This is a genomic window from Pedobacter sp. WC2501 (assembly GCF_052682415.1).
Genome location: NZ_JBQZFI010000001.1, coordinates 4,427,022 through 4,446,901, shown reverse-complemented (window position 1 = coordinate 4,446,901; position 19,880 = coordinate 4,427,022). Strand labels below are relative to the sequence as shown.

11 protein-coding genes are annotated in these 19,880 nt (G+C 40.3%); 5 read left to right on the top strand and 6 right to left on the bottom strand.

Annotated features, from left to right (window positions below; genetic code table 11):
* The first annotated feature begins 1,203 nt into the window (after nucleotides 1-1,203).
* Together ACUN24_RS18715 and ACUN24_RS18710 are read left to right on the top strand one after the other, a co-directional pair.
* The gene (locus tag ACUN24_RS18715; RefSeq protein ID WP_445563878.1) at nucleotides 1,204-4,431 is read left to right on the top strand and encodes a SusC/RagA family TonB-linked outer membrane protein; all 3,228 of its coding nucleotides are present in this window, start codon (nucleotides 1,204-1,206) and stop codon (nucleotides 4,429-4,431) included.
* Nucleotides 4,432-4,448: 17 nt separating this feature from the next.
* Nucleotides 4,449-6,056, top strand: coding sequence for a RagB/SusD family nutrient uptake outer membrane protein (locus ACUN24_RS18710; protein ID WP_193420213.1), 1,608 nt, complete (start codon nucleotides 4,449-4,451; stop codon nucleotides 6,054-6,056).
* 94 nt (nucleotides 6,057-6,150) lie between these two features.
* On the opposite strand, the gene ACUN24_RS18705 is transcribed toward ACUN24_RS18710, so the two are convergent.
* The 4 genes from ACUN24_RS18705 to ACUN24_RS18690 all read right to left on the bottom strand — a co-directional run bounded on the left by ACUN24_RS18705 (nucleotide 6,151) and on the right by ACUN24_RS18690 (nucleotide 10,967).
* The gene (locus ACUN24_RS18705; RefSeq protein ID WP_134380798.1) at nucleotides 6,151-6,345 is read right to left on the bottom strand and encodes a hypothetical protein; all 195 of its coding nucleotides are present in this window, start codon (nucleotides 6,343-6,345) and stop codon (nucleotides 6,151-6,153) included.
* A gap of 227 nt (nucleotides 6,346-6,572) precedes the next feature.
* Nucleotides 6,573-7,112, bottom strand: a complete 540-nt coding sequence (locus ACUN24_RS18700) for an Arm DNA-binding domain-containing protein (RefSeq protein WP_445563877.1) — start codon at nucleotides 7,110-7,112, stop codon at nucleotides 6,573-6,575.
* A gap of 298 nt (nucleotides 7,113-7,410) precedes the next feature.
* Nucleotides 7,411-8,742, bottom strand: coding sequence for a Gfo/Idh/MocA family protein (locus tag ACUN24_RS18695; protein WP_445563876.1), 1,332 nt, complete (start codon nucleotides 8,740-8,742; stop codon nucleotides 7,411-7,413).
* An 836-nt stretch (nucleotides 8,743-9,578) separates the two neighbouring features.
* Nucleotides 9,579-10,967 carry a serine hydrolase gene (locus ACUN24_RS18690; protein ID WP_445563875.1) on the bottom strand — a complete coding sequence of 463 codons (1,389 nt, stop codon included), beginning with the start codon at nucleotides 10,965-10,967 and terminating at the stop codon, nucleotides 9,579-9,581.
* A 114-nt stretch (nucleotides 10,968-11,081) separates the two neighbouring features.
* On the opposite strand from ACUN24_RS18690, the gene ACUN24_RS18685 reads away from it, so the two are divergent.
* Nucleotides 11,082-12,752 (top strand): histidine kinase, encoded by a 1,671-nt coding sequence (locus ACUN24_RS18685; RefSeq protein WP_445563874.1) that lies wholly within the window; start codon nucleotides 11,082-11,084, stop codon nucleotides 12,750-12,752.
* A complete protein-coding gene (locus tag ACUN24_RS18680) occupies nucleotides 12,749-13,456 on the top strand; it encodes a LytR/AlgR family response regulator transcription factor (RefSeq protein ID WP_445563873.1) in 708 nt (235 codons plus the stop codon). The genes ACUN24_RS18685 and ACUN24_RS18680 overlap by 4 nt, the downstream gene beginning before the upstream one ends.
* Nucleotides 13,457-13,591: 135 nt before the next feature.
* Here ACUN24_RS18680 and ACUN24_RS18675 read toward each other — a convergent pair whose 3' ends face one another.
* Complete coding sequence (locus ACUN24_RS18675; protein WP_445563872.1) at nucleotides 13,592-15,142, bottom strand: SusD/RagB family nutrient-binding outer membrane lipoprotein; 1,551 nt, start codon at nucleotides 15,140-15,142, stop codon at nucleotides 13,592-13,594.
* A 13-nt stretch (nucleotides 15,143-15,155) separates the two neighbouring features.
* Complete coding sequence (locus tag ACUN24_RS18670) at nucleotides 15,156-18,329, bottom strand: SusC/RagA family TonB-linked outer membrane protein (RefSeq protein ID WP_445563871.1); 3,174 nt, start codon at nucleotides 18,327-18,329, stop codon at nucleotides 15,156-15,158.
* Nucleotides 18,330-18,892: 563 nt separating this feature from the next.
* On the opposite strand from ACUN24_RS18670, the gene ACUN24_RS18665 reads away from it, so the two are divergent.
* Nucleotides 18,893-19,780: an AraC family transcriptional regulator gene (locus ACUN24_RS18665; RefSeq protein WP_445563870.1), complete on the top strand. Its 888-nt coding sequence runs from the start codon at nucleotides 18,893-18,895 to the stop codon at nucleotides 19,778-19,780.
* Nucleotides 19,781-19,880 lie beyond the last annotated feature (100 nt).

Sequence of the window (19,880 nt, the reverse complement as noted above, 5' to 3'; positions counted from 1 at the left end):
GTTTGAGTAAGGCGGGCTGAAGTGCAAAATTCAACGGCAATTTTTCAATTGAACTTTAGTAATAAAACCAGCTTTTGTGCTTCGAATTCCCGCCCGAACGCAAAGCCCCAAAACGTTGGCGGTAATTTTACGGAAGCGACCGTGAAAGAAAATTGCAATGAAAAAGCTGTACAATAATTGATTATGCGCCATTCGGTGAGTCAATTTTAACCGTTTTGCCTTAACACCGAATCATTCACCAATTTTTTTGAATTGATGGGAATTTTAGTAATTCCCTAAAAGTAAAACCCCTGCTAATCGTGCGATTTGCAGGGGTTTATATATTTGGTAGTCTTTGATGTGATCCCGGAGGGATTTGCACCTAGTGTTAAAATCAGCGTTTAAATAGTATTTGGGACTGTTTTGTAATTCCACTCATTGAATTACTCACGTTTTTTAGAGCGAAAGATCCGATTTGATTAATGATTTGGAATTACACATAATATATCTAAAAATACGGAAAAATAATTCTTTATTAACAATAGCTATGCTACTATTAAACTTACCAATGGGGACATTGGCGCAGGCATGTCCAGCGTCTTATGCAACCTTGATAAAGAATCGAATCCATCACGGCATTGCTTAGTCAGCAAACTTTAGTATAAAACTTCATGCAAAAACTTAATCTCATCCCCCCGAGAGGTTTTAAATAACAAATAATTGATTTATAATTATTATGTAAAAAACCGACCAATATCAAGCAATTTAGACCACCGCAATTTGAACCATAGTGCTATATAATTGTCAATTTGCGATAGTCAGACTTCTTAAACACTTCTATTTTTGTCTCTAACCATTTATATAAACCGAGTTCAGAAAGAGTGAGTAGGAATTAAGCAATGACTAATTGCCTTACTTCGAAACCGACTTTTTAAAATTTTTTAAAGGCTTTTCATCCGCTGCATTAATCGGTTGGCAAAAGGCCGGGTATGTTTGTAGCCGTACCCGTTTTGAAAAGGTTAGGCAAAGGCGATCTGTGGTAAAATAGAAGTGGTTAAATAGAAAATGCAATGTTTTACACTTTTAACACAAATGCCTATGTAAATTATCCATGAGACTAACGCGGATAACCGCGAGAATCCAGCTTGATAAAATGACCACTTTAAAATTAATAGCAAGTTGTTGAAATAGCGACCTGCTACTATTCACCCTAAAACAAAAATTATGAAATTTTTTATATTTTCCAGGAATGCGGGGGCTAAATATCACCTCTTTAGGCAGCCACTAACCATGGCATTTACCATACTAAACATATTTTTTTTTAACGCCACCGCATTTGCGGATATCCTTTCACCTAAATTACGGGCAGCAAAAAAAATATCCCGGGTCTTTAGCGAAATCGTTATAGAAGCCCGGGAAAATGCGCGATTCGCTGATTGGAATAATGGCATCCATAACGCGCAGCTAAAAGCTACAGGAACGGTGCTTGATGAAACGGGGCAGCCGCTTCCAGGCGCTACTGTTACTGTTAAAGGAACGCAAACCAGCACGGTAACAGATAAAAGTGGGCGCTTTACCTTAGAGGCGCCTGATAATGCAATATTGATTGTAAAATTTTTAGGATATGTAGCTCAAGAGGTTGCTGTTACGACCCAGCCCATGACAATACAATTGAAAGCTGCAGGAAATGATTTGGGCGACATTGTTGTAGTGGGTTACGGAACGCAAAAGAAAGTTGACCTGACTTCAGCAATATCAACTGTGAATACCAAGGACCTTGTTAAAGTTCCGGGTGGTTTTCAGGCTGCGTTGCAAGGCACTGTACCCGGTGTGCAGGTTACAAATGGTACCATTCGTATAAGAGGCGTGGGTTCTATCAACAGTACCGATCCGCTATACGTTGTTGATGGTATGATCGGCGGGGCAGTTCCTGATGATAATAACATCGCCAGCATACAAATACTTAAAGACGCTGCATCAGCTGCCATTTACGGTTCAAGGGGTGCTAACGGTGTAATTTTAATTACCACTAAACGCGGGCAAGATGGTCCGGTTAAAATAGACTATTACGGCTTTGCAGGGTTAAAGGATCTCACCCATAAAATTGATGTGCTTAACGGGCAGCAGTTGGCAGAACTAATTAACGAGGAAATGTATAATCAGAACCCTGCCCGTACCGATTATCTTCCGGCTTTATCAAACCCGGCAGCAATAGGCGAGGGGTATAATATGATGGATGCTGTTATGCGTAGAGGTGGCTATCAAAGGCATAACCTTTCTGTTAGCGGTGGGTCGCAAAATGCCAATTTCCGTTTAAACGGCATTTATGGCACAGACAGACCGGTTATTATTAGAGACGGTTCAAAAAACTACGGCTTACAATTTTTATCTGATTTTACAAAAGGCAAGTTAAAGGTTGGCGAAAGCATGAGTCTTAACCTTTCTACACGCAACTGGAGTGACAAGAATGTAATAGATGCGCAGCGCTGGTCATCAACTTTGCCCTTATACGATCCTAACAGCGCTACAGGTTTTGCTGGCGCAGGTAACGGCACAGACGGTGCAAGCCCATTGGCCAACGCTTATCTTAACGAGAATAATAACGAGTCGCTATCCCTTAACGGCAACGTATGGGCATCATACGAATTTATACCTGGATTAAAGTATAAAATCAACGTCGGTATTGATTTGAACAGAACTCGCACGCAAAACTACAACTCTGCCTATTCTGTTGGTCAGTATCAAAATCATGATCCTGATGAGTTAAACATATCATCTACCCAAAATAACCGCTGGTTAATTGAGCACACGGTAAATTACGACAAATCAATTGGTAAGCATAATTTCAGCGCTGTAGCTGGTGTAACCTCAGAAGAATCAAAATATAAAGCACTGAATGCAGGCGCCAGGGCTTTGCCAAGCCCAGACGTTTTGATCCTTGGCTTAACTACATCTCCAAATTCTAAAGTAATAGGCTCGGGAATAGGTCAATCGGCAATGTACTCTATATTGGGCCGTATCAATTACAGTTACGACAGCAAGTACCTTTTGACGTTCAACTTCCGCCGCGATGGTTCAGCCAACTTTAGCGAAAAGTACAGGTATGGCAATTTCCCATCTGTATCAGCCGGATGGAGACTAAGCCAGGAAGACTTTATGAAAGATGTATCTTTTATAAGCGATTTAAAGCTAAGGGCCAGTTATGGTGCATTAGGTAATTCTGATATCGCGCAATACCAGTACCAGAGAACAGTAAGTTTTGATCACGTATGGTATTATTTAAATGGCGTAAAAGTAACGGGGGCATTACCGCTTACCCCATCAAACCCGAGTGTTAAATGGGAGAGCCAATACTCAACGGATTTTGGTTTTGACCTTGCTATGTTTGATAATAAACTCTCATTGACTGTTGATTATTATAACAAGAAAACCGAAGATATGCTGGTAAATGTACCTATCTCCTATACAACAGGTTATATAGATAACTTTCCGGTTTTAAATTCGGGCAGCATACAAAACCGGGGTGTAGATGTATTATTAGGTTACAAAAACAGCTCAGGCAAATTTACCTACGGAGCATCGGCTAACTTCTCGGTGGTAAAAAACAAAGTATTAAGCCTTGGTAACAATAACGAAATTTTGTGGGGCAATGTAAACCCTAGTGGTTCAAACGTTTCAAGAACAGCAGTTGGGCATTCTATTGGTGAATTTTGGGGTTATACAACCGATGGACTTTATAAAACAAGCCAGCAATTAGACGCCGATAAATCATTTGCTCCAAATGCACGTTTAGGAGACATACGCTTTAGGGATATTAATGGCGATAAAGCCTTGAATGATCAGGATAAGGCATTTATTGGTAGCCCTATACCATCTTTTAGCTATGGTTTCAATTTTGATGTTAGCTATGCTGCTTCATTCGGTACGCTTGATATGTCTATGATGTGGCAAGGGGTTCAGGGCAACGAGATCTATAACAATAGTAAATATTGGGGTGAGGGTATGTATCACTACTATAATAACTTTGCTTCAACCCTTAACAGGTTCCGCGAAGCGGATTTAACTTTCGTAAACCCGGTATCAGGAGTAACAACCTTTTATCCTAAAAACACCGAAACCAATATTCCAAGAGCTGTGTTGGGTGATCCTAACCAAAATTTAAGAGCTTCTGACCGTTTTATAGAAAATGGATCTTACCTGCGTTTAAAAACCTTAAATATAGGGTATACCTTGCCTGCAAACACGCTGCAAAGATTAAAAATAGATCGCTTGCGGGTATTTATTGGTGGCAAAAACCTGCTGACATTTACTAAATACAAAGGTTTTGATCCCGAAGTTGGATCAGGCGATAACAGATATAACCTTAGCCGCGGTATTGACGCAATTACACCATGGGGCCTAACATTCTCTAACACCAGGGAAATATTTATAGGAACACAGATCACATTTTAATAGCAACTGAAATAATTATGAAAAATATATTTAAAATAGGGACACTATTCATTGCTACTTTGATAGCGGTGCACTCTTGCAAGCCTGATTTAAATCTGGTAAATCCGCAAGAATTATCAACCGAAACATATTACAAAACAGCAGACCAGTTAGAGGGTGCAATAATACCCGCTTATGAGGCATTAATAGGAAGAGTACAAGGCGGATATGCACGATCATTCTACTATGAATTACTTGCGCCGGGTGATGACTTTAATCATACATTTAAGTGGGAGCCGATGTACTATGATACTTATAACACGCCTTCCAGCGATGGCTTACTATCAGGAACATGGAAAGATATGTGGAACGGTGTATTTGCATCAAACCTGGCTATTTCTAAAATAAGCGAGTTTACCGGACCAATAGACCCTGCCCGGAAAAGCAGGATGCTAGGCGAAGCTTATTTTTTACGTGGTGTTTTTTATCTGCACCTGGGCATGATGTTTGGCGAAACCATCCCGCTTATTGATAAACCGGTTACTTCTGATGCTGATTACTATTCCAGCAATTCACAAAAAGGCCAGATATATGCTTTGATAACAAGCGATTTAGCTAAAGCAGCAGATTTGCTGCCCCTTAGAAGTGCATTGTATGCTAACGCTGCTTTTAAAGGACGCGCTACAAAGGGCTCTGCTCAGGCTTATTTGGCCAAGGCATACCTATACAGGCCAATACTTGAATTAGGCCAGCCTGCTAATTTTGCCGGTGCTGAAGCTGAATTGAAAAAAGTAATTGATAGCAAAGAATATCAATTGGTAAGTGCTTATAAAGACAATTTTTCTGAAGCGACAGAAAACAATGCTGAATCTGTTTTCGAGGTACAGATGTTTAACGGCCCCGGGTGGTTGGGCGACGATTTATCATGCTCATGGCGCTGGCAAGAAATAGGCATGTTTGACGGTACTGGTGGAGCATGGTGGAACCTTGCGCCGAACAAAAAAACTTATGATGAGTTTGAGACAGGTGACCCGCGCAAGTTTATGACCCTTTGGTGCGATAACGGTGCTAAGTTTACGCAAATTGATGGTACAGTTACAGATTACGCTTACTGGATGAGCAAACTGGCCACCAACAAAGATCTGTACGGAACACGTAAATACTGCCCTGATGTGCAGGTTTCTGATTTTGATAATGGTATAAACGACAGGTTAATCAGGTATGCTGATGTATTGTTGATGTATGCTGAATGTTTGAACGAAAAGAGCGATATAGCCGGCGCAAAACAGTATATAAACATGGTTAGATCACGTGCCAACAACGTGGTGCCATCAGAACAGCCGAGCTTATGGTACCAGCATTCTCCTGGCACCATACCTGATGTTGATGGATTATTGGCGCAAAATATTACTAAAAACGGCGTGCCACTAAACAATATCAAAAGCATAATAGCGCACGAGCGTTTTGTTGAGTTAGCCGGTGAATATCTTCGTTACTTTGACCTTTTACGCTGGGGTATGGCTGATGCAAAATGGCTTGAGCCGCTTAAGACGATAGGTTGGACGCAGCGTGCAATGTACTATCCTTTCCCACAAGCGGAGTTGGATAACAACAAAAATCTGCGTGGCAATGCCATGAATAATTAGAAATTAATTTAAAGGGTTGTTTTCGTCATAGGGAACAACCCTTTTTGCTTGTGTGCATACCCCCAGTATATTTTTTAATCTATTTCTAAATTCTTTAGCAGCATCTACTGTTTTTTGTAAGCTGCTCTTTTATTTTGTTAAATTCAGAAAATGCTGTTTGTTTTGGGTTACTCCATTCATTTAATACGTTTTTAGCGCCTGCTTTAACATCGTTAATATTTGCATCCCTACTATTGGTTCCTGCTTTTATACCTCCCATAATTAAATCCATGGCTATATCGTTACTCATGGCCATCCAATCAGTTAGACTTAGAAATGTTTGAATTATATCTTTATTGGACTTCTTGAACCATCTTTTAATGCGAGCTTAACGCACATTCGTTCTTTTGTTCAAATCAGAATTTCAGTATTCAAATTATATTACCCTCTGTCCTTAAGCGTAGCGTCTTTACGGATACAAGAATAAAATTGAGCTTATAAACTCAATACGAAGCGAGTCAAAGACGCTGTTCTTAACTAATTCGTAGCGTACTTCGGAACTCCATAAACAGGTTTAAAATATCTGCTCTCGGCAAAATCGCCTTTTGTAATCGACTGTATGCCATCAATAATAGACTTAACCGCTTGGTAACTATCTTCTTTACCAAAGTTAGCTAATATTCCTAACATCTTAACCTCCGGATTGTTGGATCTGAGGAATAATTTGTAGTTGGCTTCTGCGATCCTTATCAGCACAAAATCAAATTTAAGGTGTTCGGTTTCTAATGAGGTCGGCATTATAGGATTTGTATCTGCGTCTTCTACGCATAAAGCAGTATGGGCAGCAGTAACGCCCGCTTTCATTTTGTCGAGATAGGAATTTAAGGTTTTGGCATCTTCTTTTGTGCCGGTCATGTAGCCTGCTTTGGTGTTCCACAATTCCGGTTCACATTTTCTGCTGGCGGACATTTCCACAGGTTTTCCATCAACGGTAATCCTCAGATAAACAGGAACAGCACCCTTAACATAGTTTTTTGGTTTCTTCAGGTAGAAGAGCAGACTGAAATTAGTTTTCATAATCGACTGATTTAAAGTTAACAATTTAGCCTTGCAGTCTAATCGTATCAAGTCGTTCAATGATTGAACTTTCTGTAAGTCAATAGCTTACGTTGTTTTTAGTGACTATGCCAATTTGTAAAACTACTCACCGAATCACTCAATTTTTTATGCGATTTATTGCATATTTTGGGTTTTCCGGTAAAACAAAAAAAAAAGCTTGCAATCATTTGATTTGCAAGCTTTTACGTAGTTTTCATGCGGTCTTATGTGATCCCGGAGGGATCATGTATACCTCCTGATCTGTTAAACTGTAGCGTTAAACTTTGGGTAAACTATAACCGTTGTGATACGGGGCCAACAGGTATTTATCGTTGATCTTCTGGTCTGTAAACTGATGTTTGGCATTGTCCCATGATAGTTTTTGTCCGCTTCTGAAGGCAAGGTTTCCCATTTGGGCAACGGTAGCTACATGCGCGGCAGCCTGTATGGAGCAGTTTAGTTCTTCTTTTTTTCTGGATCTGACCACACTAAAGAAATTGACCATATGATTGTCCAGGCCATTATCTGAGGATTTAACAAAGGGCTTGCTCACTTTATTGCCGCTTACCTTTTCTTCAATCACTTCCCAGCCTTGCCTGTTGAGGATTAGCGTGCCGTTGTTACCGATATAGGCAATGCCATGGTTGCGGTTATAAGAGCCGTTATCAATGCCCATGGCAGAATCCCATACCATGTTAAACTTGTCAAACTCATATAAGGTAGTCAGCGTATCAGGTGTTTCTTCATACAGATCGGGATAGGCGAAGCGGCCACCTAATGCAGATATGGTTTTTGGTACTGGTGAATTCATGCCCAGCAAGCCATAATCCAATAAATGCACGCCCCAGTCGGTCATTAAGCCACCGGCATAATCCCAGAACCAGCGGAAATTGAAGTGATATCTGCTGGCATTGAATGCTCTTTTATTCGCCGGCCCAAGCCACATGGCATAATCAACGCCTGCAGGGGGTAAGGTATCAGGCACTACGGGAGCAGGTTTCATCCAGCCCTGGTAACACCATACTTTTACCGTTCTGATATTTCCTAACTGGCCGCTCTTTACGAAATCAACAGCATCTTTAAAATGTTGCTGACTGCGCTGCCATTGACCTGCCTGCACAACTTTATTGTATTTTTCCTGCGCTTTAACCATGGTACTGCATTCGACTATAGAGTTGCCCACCGGTTTTTCAACATATACATCTTTACCTGCCTGTACTGCATGGATCATCATCAGGGCGTGCCAGTGATCGGGTGTTCCGATAATTACGGCGTCGACATCTTTATTATCGAGCAGCGCACGGTAATCTTTATATCTTGTTACTTTTGCGGCGTCAACATTCATCGACTTTAATTCGGCCATCCTTTCATCAAGCACATTGGCATCACTGTCGCACAGGGCGATTAGGTTTACGCCGGGTACTTTGAGGGCCGCTTTGAGGTCGGACCATCCCATGCCTTTAATTCCTATTACGCCAATATTGATTTGGTCGTTTGCGCCAATAGTCTTACTGAAAAGGGCATAGGCAGGATTATCTAAGGCAGAAAGCAGGGCAGTGGTTCCTACTGCAGTTGCAGCGTAGCTGAGGAAATTTCTACGGTTTAACATTTAATTTGGTCTATGGTTTATACTTAAGGTAAATTACAAAATAATTAGTGGAGCATCCAAGATACGGGTAAAATTAATAAGAATGTTACCCATATTTTTGTGACTCCATCAGTTTATGCGTTGTTTAAAATCAATATGAGTGACAGTAGAATTTAATGGAGATAAATCTCCCCCGTGGGATCGTCATTACGAGAAGGCTTTTTCAGCCGACGAAGCAATCTTACAACGATCGCTAACAGCGTGCGCTTTAGGATTGCTTCGTGCCTCGCAATGACGGCCTTTTTTTAAATAATCAGTAGAGCATCCAAGATACGGGTAAAATTAATAACCTGAATTCGATTAATACTTTAATCAAAATAATTGTTTTTTAGCGCCTTGGGATAACGAGATCGTCATGCTGAATTTATTTCAGCATCTTTTTAGCGTGAAAGACCCTGAAATAAATTCAGGGTGACGACCGCTTTAGCAGAAAACTTGATTAAAACGCCACAAAATGAGATTTAATAATCGAACTCAGGTTAATAAGAATGTTACCCATATTTTTGTGACTCCATCAGTTTATGGGTTGTTTAAAATCAATATGAGTGACAGTAGAATTTAATGGAGATAAATCTCCCCCGTGGGATCGTCATTGCGAGAAGGCTTTTTCAGCCGACGAAGCAATCTTACAACGATCGCTAACAGCGTGCGCATTAAGATTGCTTCGTGCCTCGCAATGACGACCTCTTTTTGGAGTCTGTCATTGATAGCTGTCTAATGACCTGTTCCCCCTGCTATCGGGATGCTAAAACTTAACCTTCTTGCTTTGATTTGCATAGTGCGTTACGCTAATTGTTTTAAAGTGTTGAAAGCATTGCCTTCGCATTCTTATTACCAGGATCTACTTCTATCGCCTTTTGATAAGATTTTATTGCCTGGGGTTTATCCTTTTTACTTAAATAGCAGTTTCCCATTAGCTCATAGCCGTAAGCAATATCTGAAGGTTGCCCCTTAAGCCTGACTGCCAGGTTATAAATATAGATGGCATCATCAAGATGTTCTCTACGTTGCAAATACTTGCCTGTGCTGAGTAAATCGCCGATTTCGAAAGAAAAATCATAGCTATCAAAGTGGTTTGCCCGCAACAGGTTATAATATGCCAGTCCTTTAATCCGGTTAGCCAATATTTTTTCCCTGACCTGCAAATACACTGATTTTTTAGGCACGTCGACATGCTGATTTTGCAAAATTCCCAATATGGCAGACTTAATGCCATGAACTTTCATCTGCTGGTTGTTGGTCATTATGATAATCAGGATGTTTTCTTGTGGCAGGCTGTAAAGGAGCGCCTCAAAATTGCTGTTGGAGCCCTGATGCTGGTGCCAGGTTAATTGTCCGTTCGCAAAACTTGTAGATCCAAGGCTACTTTCTCCACCGGGAAAGTTTTCTGATAAGCTTTTATACGATTCGGCCGAGATAAGCCGGTAATGGTCAAGTGCGTCGACCCATTTACCAAGATCTTCGGCAGTCAAACGTACCCATCCGCTCATGCTTTGCGTATATGCTGTTGGCTTGAACTCATTATCGAAAGCCTTTGCAATTCTTATGCCGTTTGTCGGGTAATCCACCACAGAATTATTCATCTCTAAGGGGGTAAATATATTTTCTTTTATAAAATCTGCATAGCTTAGCCCACTTACTTTTTCGATTATTCGCATCTGCAGAAAAACGTTATAGTGATTATAAAGATAGGCGCTGCCGGGTTCAAATTGTAGATCATTCAGGGCCCGCAGGTTCTCAAAAATAACCTCATCTTTCTCCTGGGCCAACAAGTTAAATAATGGAATACCACTGGTGTAATTTATCAAATGTTTTATCAGTACCCGCTCGGACCATTTGCCCAAACCCGGGATGTATTTTGACAATGGATCTTCAAGCTTCAAAAGCCCTCTTTCCTGTAACATCATGATACTAACGCCATTAAATTCCTTGCTCACCGAACCGATATCAAATAACAAGTTTTTGCTAAGAGTTGATTTTTTGCTTGCGTCGGCATATCCCATGGATGCTTCGTAAAGGATTTTACCACTCTTTTTAATGAGAATGTTCCCGTTAAATACACCTCTTTTATTAGCAAGGCGAATTACTGAGTCTATTTTTCTTGTTAAATCTTGTTGGGCAAATACATAGCCCCCCTGTATTACAAGAAATAGAAGGATGAATATTTTTTTCGCTGAAAGTGTCATGGCTTTTTTTTACAATAATATCAGCATACTATATAACTTTATAGAAATGCCTTGTGAACGGCACCTGGGGCTTGTGAACGACTGTTCTAAATTTGCTAAACTACTTATCTTTGGATGATGCTTAAAATAATTGTTCTTTCTATTTCAGCCCTTGTATTAATGCTAAGCGGATGCACGGTTCCTTCAACCCGGCCTACGGAAGTTCGGTTGAAAACCGGAAGCGATCCAAAGTGGTATTCTTACAGCTATAATGATAGTGCCTGGGATAAATCTAACGAAACCACTTACAAAGGCATCTATACCATGCGCTTCCACTTTAACATGGTGGGAAGAGGAAAAGCCCTTTCGCCTTTTGCAGTCCAGGTGATTGCCCTCGGCTCTTACGATGCTTATTGGGACGGAAGATATATTGGTTCAAGCGGCAGGGTAGCGGATAGTAAGGTCCTGGAAATTCCCGGGTATCACCATTTAATACTCGGCCTTATAGATTCAGTTTCAAAACCAGGCCATCACGTCCTTGCTTTGCGAATCTCCAATTTCCACTACCAACGGAAGTATACGTTTTTCAATGCCCATGCAGGTGCTTATGAGGATTTGACACAGTTTCCCAAACTGATCCTCATCATGATGTCTATGCTTGGTGGTATATTTCTTACCGGAACCATCTACTATGTTTTTCTCTACCTCGTACATCGCTCAGAGCCGCTCTTTCTGGTATTTGCTTGTTTATGTTTATTGTTTCTTGCATTGCTTGCTATCGAATATTTGCCAGCAGTATGGAACTATACTTACCCTTTTCAATTTATCCGTCTGGAAGTTATAGGAGTACTGACCCTAATTATTTCCATGTTGATTCCATATTTCCTTAACCGCCAGTTCAGCGCTTTCAGGCCTTATATTTTTAACTCAATTGTTATCATGGCCCTGATGGCCGCATTTATTTTTTATCATGGACGATATGACTTTACATCGAAAGTTCTTGGTATGCTCATGGGGATTGCTTGTTTAACTACCGTGCTAAAAGCCGCACTGATAAGGGCACAGGGGTATCTGGCAGTTTTAGCAGCGCTTACTTGCAGTGTTTTAACTAATGTGTTTATAAATTATGACTACAGTTTATACATTAGTTTTGGTTTTCTCCTGATCAGCATGTTGTATCTTTTAAGCAAACGTTTTAAAAAAGTAATGAACGAAGCACAGGAGAATTTGCTGTTATCGCAACGTTTAAAAATTGAATTATTAAAAAAGAGCATTCAACCACATTTTTTGATGAACACCCTAACTGCATTGACTGAACTGGTTGAGCAATCGCCAAATGATGGCGTAAAAATGATCACAGCGCTCTCAGGCGAATTTGAATTGCTTTCTGAAATGGCCGAAAAATCATTGATTCCCATCGAAAATGAGATCGCACTCTGCAACTTCCATCTCAAGATTATGCAATATCGTAAAGGCATCACATATCTTTTTAATGTTACGGGTATTCATGCAGAAGAATTCATACCTCCGGCCATCATCCATACGCTCCTTGAAAATGGAATTACGCACAGCCGGCCGCTCAAGGATGGAACGATTAGGTTTGATTTAACTTATTCAACTGACAAAGCCGGGAAATTTTACACTTTTAAGGTTACCGCAAATAAGTTTGAATCAAGAATGCAGGGTACAGGAACTGGCCATAAATACATCCAGGCGCGGCTCAATGAAAGTTATGGCAAGAATTGGCTGTTCCACACACACGAGATTGCAGAGGGTTGGATAACCAAAATCATAATAAGCAAATGAAGATATTAATAATTGAAGACGAATTTTTAATCGCCCGTCGGATTGAACGCATGTGCCGGGAGATTTTGGGTCCTATTTTGTCTGAAATTTCTTGCATAGGGAATCTGGCTGATGCAAAAGTTTACCTTGAAACCAATAAGCTTGACCTGGTGATGTTAGACCTGAACCTAAATGGTGAAGATGGACTCAGAATTTTACAGCAGTTTGCCGCAGAATCCTTTCATACTATCATTGTATCGGCGCAAAAGGAAAAGGCTGTAGATGCCTTTGATTATGGAGTAGTAGATTTTGTTTCTAAACCTTTTGAAAAGGAAAGATTGAAGCTTGCCCTTGACAGGGCAGGTTCAACGATAGATATGGGCACAAAGCAGCTAAAATTTCTCTCTGTCAAATCTAAAGGCACATTGAAAATCATAGCCATAGCGCATGTCGCTTTCTTTAGAGGCTCGGATATCTATTCTGAAATTCATCTTGAAAGTGGCGAATACTTCCTGCATGATAAGACTTTAGAACAATTGTCGCAGCTTTTAAGCCATTCTTTTTTGCGAATACACAAGTCATACCTGGTTTCTATAGCACAATTTGAATGTTTTTTGAATAAAGCTGGCGGCCGAAACTTTTTAAGGCTCAAAAATGGAACTGAGTTGCCGATCGGAAGAACCAGATATCCAACAATTAAAGATAAATTAGGTTTAAATAGATAGACCAAACTTGATGTAAAGGCATTATGCTTTTTATAGCAGGAATTGAAAAAAATCGGTCCTGTAAAGATGTTTTACAAGACCGATTTCGAATTTGCTGATCAAAAAGGCAAATTTGGAGAACTACTCAGGGTTTTTCTATTTATCCCAAAAAATGCGCGTGTCCATATTATCCGGCCCACCATTGTCTGCAACCGCTGCCTGGTAATTCGTTGCATTTGCAGAAAGCTCAAGCGTTGGATAAACAAAGCGGCGAACAAAACCACCGGTTATGTTTTGCCCTGCGATGGTATTGGGCGATAAGGCTGGAAAACCACTTCTCCTGAAGTTCGCAAATGCTTCGGTACCATTGCCCCAGGAAGCCACCCAATATTGCGTATTAATCAGGTTAAGCGCATTTGCCGTATTATAAGCGTTAACGGGATTATTAATGAATGCATTTTGCGTAGCTAAAGGAATAATGGCTGCGGGGTTATAGGTTGTCCATTGGTCCATTGCCGCACGTATACCATTAGCATAATAAACATCTGGTGTACTGCCACCGGTTATCCAGCCTCTAACAGCGGCCTCTGCCAGCAGGAATTGCGTTTGAGCGTGGGTGATAAAAAATTGCGGGGCGGTTAAACTGCCGAAAATACTATAATTAACCTGTGAATAATTAAAGCCAGAGCCGTTAGCACCTCTAAATCCGGGAGCAGTTGATAAAGTAGCACTGCTATAGCCCACAGGAAGTCCGAACTGGTTTGCAGATATGGTATCTGGTACGGATGTAGGTGCAGCTAATGGGTTGGCATATTTACCGGATATAAACTTCAATCGCGGATCACCACTATTTTTTAGCTGATCTACAAAGGGAGCCGCTAAATAATAGGTGTTTGCTATTGCCGTAATTGTCTGGCTCACAGGATTCACGTAAGTGGTATTGTATTTCAGGTAACAGTTGTCGGCATTTGATGTCATTACACCACCCGCTACTGCAGCTTGCACAATAGCTTGCGCTTTTGCCGGATCTAGTTTACTATACCTCATGCCCAACCGAAGCAATAAGGAATAACCCAATCTTTTCCATTGGGCGATATTGCCACCGTAAAACACATCAGCCTTTACGATATCCTTTGCCGGATCTAAAGCTGCCGTTGCCTCCGTAACTTCTTTAATCAGGTCGGTGTAAATCGCTGCCTGGTTATCGTATTTAGGGGTAAGCACATTTGATAAATAAGCTTGTCCGGCTTCAGTATAAGGCACGTTTCCGTAACTGTCTACCAGCATCATAAATTGATAAGCTTTCCAGATTCTGGCTTCGTTATATAAATTTGTTCTTGCTGCATTGCCTTTGAGCTGGCTTAATATCTGGACCAATAATTGAACAGGGCCTGAAGAACTTGTTGCGCCAGTATTTGTTCCCGTATACTCAGCATTCCATTTTGACGAAGTATAGGTTTGATTCAGCTGGTTAAAATTAAACGCCGAGGTGATTCCCGAAAACGGATTTACAAACTGCTGCACAATGGTTGGCTCGGTTTCCATCGTGGCTCCATGCGTTCCGAATTGTGCACTGGTGAACAAGAATGCCGCGTCGAGTTCTGTCGGATTATTTGGATTAATATTTAATTTATCAAACCCTTTATTGCAACTGGAAATTACTGTAACCCAGATGGCGATGGCTATAATTCTGATTAAATTTTTCATATTGTATAAAGCGTTAGAATTTTACATTTAAGTTAAATCCGTAAGTACGTGTTGTTGGTAGCGATGCCTGTTCGTAACCTGTTAAGTTATCTCCGCTTGAGGCAATTGCTTCGGGATCAATGTTGGGCGTATATTTTTTGATGATCAATACATTATGACATACCGCAGAAAGCACTAAGCTTTTCACATATTTTTTATTGATAAATCTAGACAAGTCGTATCCCAGCGAAAGGTTTCTTAATTTAACAAAGCTTGAGCTGTAAATAAATGGATCTAAGATATTCGTTGAACGATAATTTGCGTAAAAATCTTCGGCATTTACAGCGGTGGTGTTTGGTAATCCGTCAGTAGCGTTTACGCCAGGAAAAATTACGCCACCCACACGGCCAGGTAACGACTCTTTTGATAAACCTTCTCTTAATAAATTTAAACTTGTGCTCGATAGCACTTTACCACCTGCTTTATAATCAATATGGGCAATAAAGGTAAAGCCTTTGTAATTTAACGTATTTAGCCAACCGCCTGTTGCTTTAGGAAGGCCACTGCCAAAATTAACTGGTTTAGCACTTGCTACAGGTTTGCCTCCTGATAATATGATATTTCCGGCAGCATCCCGCTTGTAAGTTGAACCTACAATCTGGTTCAGGGGTAAACCTACCACATCTACAATAGACCCAAAAAACTCAGGACTGCCCACTACAAGCTGCGATTGGTTGTTCGCTAATGACAATACTTTTGAAGAGTTGAAAGCAGAGTTAAAAGCCGTTTTCCAGGTAAAGTTTTTGTTTTGGACAGGGATTAATTCCAGGTTAAATTCCAATCCTTTATTGTCCAAACCACCCAAGTTAACTAACGTGGTGCTGTAACCGCTTGCTGCAGACAGGCTTATTGGAACGGCTTGATTAGTCGTTTTTTTATCGTATGCAGCTACGTCCAGATTTACTCTACTGTTGAACATACGCAACTCAATACCTATTTCTTTTTCATTTACGCCGAAAGGCTTAATCCGGGTATTTGGTGAAGCTGTTCCGTTAATACTGCCTAAAGGAAGCCCGTTGAATGAATTTTGAGCAAGCAAAAATGTTAATGCATTATAAGCACCAACCCCCTGGGCGCTTCCAGTTTCTGCAACAGCAACCCTAAGCTTTCCAAAATTTAACCATTTTGCTTTTGGAAGTAATTCCGAAAAAACGAAACTTCCGCTAACTGAAGGATAGAAATAATGATCTATATCTCTGGCCAGTACCGAATACCAGTCTGTACGGCCGGTAACATTTAGGTATAATAAATTTTTGTAGGAAAATTCTGCTGTACCATACAATGAATTTACGGTTTGTTTAGTCAGGTTGTAACTCGAATTTGCCGTAACACCGTTTCCAATGGTATATAAATCTCTGATGTAAAAATTGGTTACCGCCTCGTTAAATGTTGATGTAATTAAGGGAAAGTGATTACCACCTACTGTTGCATTAAATGAAAAATCTTTCCACTTATGCCCGCCACCCAGCAGGAAGTCAAAATTATTCTGTCGTGTACTTGATGTACTTATCCCGTAGCTACCGTTATACAGCCCTGTTGGTGCTGCAGATACAGCCAGCGTGCCCGTCGGCGTGTTCGATTCATAGGTAGTTTGCAAAAGGTCCATATTCGCCCTGCCCTGAAGATATAACCAATCGAAAAACTGATAGCGTACCACAGCAGTACCTAACAAGTGATCTTTTGTTTGTCTTTGAAATTGCTTCTCTAATATCCAGTAGGGGTTGGTAACGGTAGCAAACCTAGAAGTAGGTGTTTCGTTTCCGTTGGCATCTATTGCACCCGCTTTCAGTACATCAAAAGAAATGGAGTTAGCCAACCTGTAAATTGAGGTAGGAATTGAATTGCCCTGTACACCAACAAGTGGCGGATTGTTATTAAACTGGTGATCGTAGTTAACGTAAAATTGTGCAGATAATTTTTCGGTAAGTTTATAGTTAATGCCAACGTTAAAAATCTTTTTATGAAAATCGTTGTTTGGCACTATACCCTGAGCGTCCTGATTAGAGAGGGATACCCGAAAACTTCCTTTGTCATTACCGCCAGAAAGTGCAACGGTATTACTCCATGATGGTGCAAGTCTGAAGAACTTACTTATCCGGTCTTTAACAGGCGCATAAGGACGCTGAACGCCGTCGAACTGATATGTTGGTACATTGTCAAACGGCACTCCAAAACTCCATGCACCAGAACTCTGCGCAGTACCTTGTGATGAGGGACGAATATTATTTTCACCCTGGCCGTATTCATATTGAAAATCTGTAAAATCCAGCGCCTGGTTTAAAGTGAAATTAGAGTTAAAGTCAATCCCTATTCCACTATTCTTAGACCCCGACTTTGTGGTAATAATGATTGCTCCGTTAACGGCACGCGAACCATACAAGGCTGCAGCGGTAGAACCTTTCAGAACAGTCATCGATTCGATATCGTCCTGATTGATACCTTGCAGGTTATCTCCCTGGTCTACGTTTTGTGTATAACCATTACTGCTGCTTGCGCCCTGCGACATTGGCAAGCCATTGATTACGATTAGCGGCGAATTGTCTGCAGTGAAAGAAGATTGTCCACGTAAACGAATCTTTGTACTCCCACCTGGCCCTGCAGCGGGAGGGGAAACGTCCAATCCGGCGATCTGGCCCTCAAGTGCATTGGCAAGGTTAGTTGTGCGGTTGGTTTGCAGTGCCTGTACATCAGCTTTTTGAGCCGAATAGCCCAGGCTTTTGGCCTCCCTCTTTATACCGAGGGCAGTTACGATAACCTCATTTAAAGCATTTGTAACCGCCACCATAGAAACATTAACAACGGTTTTTGTATTTACCGTTATTTCTACCGGTTTATAACCAATGGATGTGAACACCAACACGGCATTGGTATTGGAAACATTTATCGTATAACTGCCGGATGAACTGGTTATAGTGGCATTTCGCGTTCCCTTTTCAGCAACGCTAACGCCGGGTAAACCAACGCCCTGTTCATCGGTAACTTTACCTGTAATGCCTATCGGAGCTAATTTTAACTTTTTTGCTGGTAAAGATTTGCTAAATATTGCGGTTGTTAGCCCACCAGCTGAAGCACTCGCGGATTCGAAAAGAATGAATACCGTTAACACAGTACAGGTAAATACCAGTGGAAGTAATTTTTTTTTCATCATTATAATTTGGTTAGAATTGGTTTTTAATAAACAGCTTAAATAACCGCAAAGGCGGTGCTGTCAGTGTGGAGCATACGCAGCGTTTAACGACTAGGTATGGTGTTTGAATGTGAAGTAAATCTATCTCATATGATTATATTGGTTTGTTAGTTAATCAATCTCTGTTCTAATCATCCAGGGCAAATATGCCTGGGCTAAATAGTTTATTTAAAGAAAATAGTTGCGAAGAATAGAAGCCTCAATTTCTTTTATATTTGGTTTTGAAACAGTTATGTTACTCAAGCAAATAAAGACAACTTTAATGAAAAGCAATTTCAGTATTACAGCAAAAAATTGTAACATATTAACATAGATATTTCTTTCCGGTATTGGTTGCTGTATGATAAAGTATTCAAAATATGTCTGTTTATCAATTACTTACGGGATTGTTTTGACATGAAACCAATCTGATGCCCAAATAATAAACCCTGACGTTGTTAATATAACTCCCAACAAAAGGTAATAGATATGCATTATATCGTACATAATTTATAATTTCATGCTATAGTTAACCAATTATAAACATGAAGGCTACGTTAAAAAAGGCTACTCCAAACCCGGAGCATTCTTTTAATATCCATAAAGATATAGGACATGCGATATTAAGCGCCTGGCATTATCACCCCGAGTGCGAACTATTAGTTGTTAAAAGAACCTACGGCACCTGCCTGATAGGCGACCACGTTGGTCCATTTAAAAATGGTGATGTATTTTTATTTGGATCAAACCTGCCACATACTTTCCGTTGTGAACAAAAATACCTGGAAAGCGAAACCGAAAAAGTTGGAGAAACCATCGTGGTTCTTTTTGAAAACAACATCTGGGGTGATGCATTTTTGAATCTTCCTGAAATTAGTCCGATTGTGAAACTGCTAAATACAAGTAAGCTCGGTTTGCGTTTAAAAGGAGCAACCAGGCGAAAGGTTGGCAAAATAGCGGAGGAAATGCTCAACGAATCGCCTGCCCGTAAATTGATCAGTTTATTATCTGCTTTAGAAATAATAGCAGCTTCGAAAGAATATGAAATTATATCATCTAACGGCTTTAACCCGGAAGTAAACAGCATCGATCAAAGCCGCATTAACGCGATATTCGAATACACGTTTAATAATTACCACAAAAAAGTAGGGTTAGAAGAGGTGGCTGCATTAATTAATATGGGAAAGCACTCTTTTTGCAGGTACTTTAAATCCAAAACAAAGAAAACATATATCCAGTTTTTAATGGAAGTGAGAATTGGAAATGCATGCAGATTGTTATTAGAAGAGGAATTTAACATGACTGAGGTAGGCTATGCCTGTGGCTACAACAATATTTCCCACTTCTATCACCAGTTTAAAGCGCTTACGAAAAAAAATCCAATGGACTATAGATATAATTATCTTAAAACTGAAGAGAAGAAATTTGCGTAGTAAGCTCAGTTCGCTTATTAATATTTCTTTAATAGTTTACTACAGATAATAGTTTACTGCAGACATTTTTTGTTCATAGCCGTCGGCCTTAGAGGCAATT